This window comes from Catenulispora pinistramenti (genome assembly GCF_018274385.1).
In the GTDB taxonomy this organism is placed as follows: Bacteria; Actinomycetota; Actinomycetes; order Streptomycetales; family Catenulisporaceae; genus Catenulispora; species Catenulispora pinistramenti.
The window spans coordinates 1-1,104 of the sequence record NZ_JAAFYZ010000491.1; the positions used below are offsets into that span (position 1 = coordinate 1).

Genomic DNA, 1,104 nt, shown 5'->3' on the forward strand with positions numbered 1-1,104 from the left:
GGCGGCAGGGGCGGCAGGGGCGGCAGGCACACGAAGGCGCCGCAACAAAGGGTGCAAGGGGTGCCCTGCCATTACCTGTAAAACCAGGCACTCCCCACCGGCCACCGAACCGCGTTGACTGACCACGGCCGACAGCGATCATCCACTACCAACGATCATCCCCTCTGGAAGGCACCATCACCATGCGAGCCACCTTCATGTACGGCGCCGGCGACGTCCGCGTCATCGACGTCCCCGACCCGGCCGTCAAACACCCCACCGACGCCGTCGTCCGCGTCGTCCGCTCCTGCATCTGCGGCTCCGACCTGCACCCCTACCACAACAAGCCCGTCACCCCCGAAGGCACCTCCATGGGCCACGAATTCCTCGGCATCGTCGAAGACACCGGCCCCGAAGTCACCACCGTCAAACCCGGCGACCTGGTCATCGCCCCCTTCGCTTGGTCCGACGGCACCTGCGACTTCTGCCGCGAAGGCCTGCAGACCTCCTGCCGCCACGGCGGCTTCTGGAACGCCGGCGACGTCGGCGGCGGCCAAGCCGAAGCCGTCCGCGTCCCCCTGGCCGACGGCACCCTCGTCCCCGTCCCCGGCATCGACGAGAACTCCCCACTACTGCCCTCGCTGCTCACCCTGTCCGACGTCTACGGCACCGGCCACCACGCCGCCGTCAAAGGCCGCGTCAGCCCCCGCACCACCGTCACCGTCATCGGCGACGGCGCCGTCGGCCTGATGGCCGTGCTGTCCGCCAAACGCCTCGGCGCCGAACAGATCATCCTCATGGGCCGCCACACCGACCGCACCGACCTCGGCCGCGAATTCGGCGCCACCGACGTCGTCGCCGAACGCGGCCCCGAAGGCATCGCCAAGGTCCGCGACCTCACCGGCGGCGACGGCACCCACGTCGTCCTGGAAGCCGTCGGCCACATGCCCGCCTACGAACAAGCCCTCGGCGTCGTCCGCGCCGGCGGCACCATCAGCCGCGTCGGCGTCCCCCAATACGAACAAGCACCCGTCGGCTTCGCCACCCTGTTCGGCCCCAACACCACCCTCACCGGCGGCCCCGCCCCCGCCCGGGCCTACAACAACACCCTGCTGCCCGACATAC

At 70.2% G+C, this 1,104-nt stretch carries 1 protein-coding gene; it reads left to right on the plus strand.

What is annotated here, in order from left to right:
• Positions 1-182 precede the first annotated feature (182 nt).
• Positions 183-1,104 (plus strand): zinc-binding dehydrogenase (locus KGQ19_RS48680; RefSeq protein WP_212022458.1); only part of this gene is annotated, 922 nt, incomplete at its 3' end.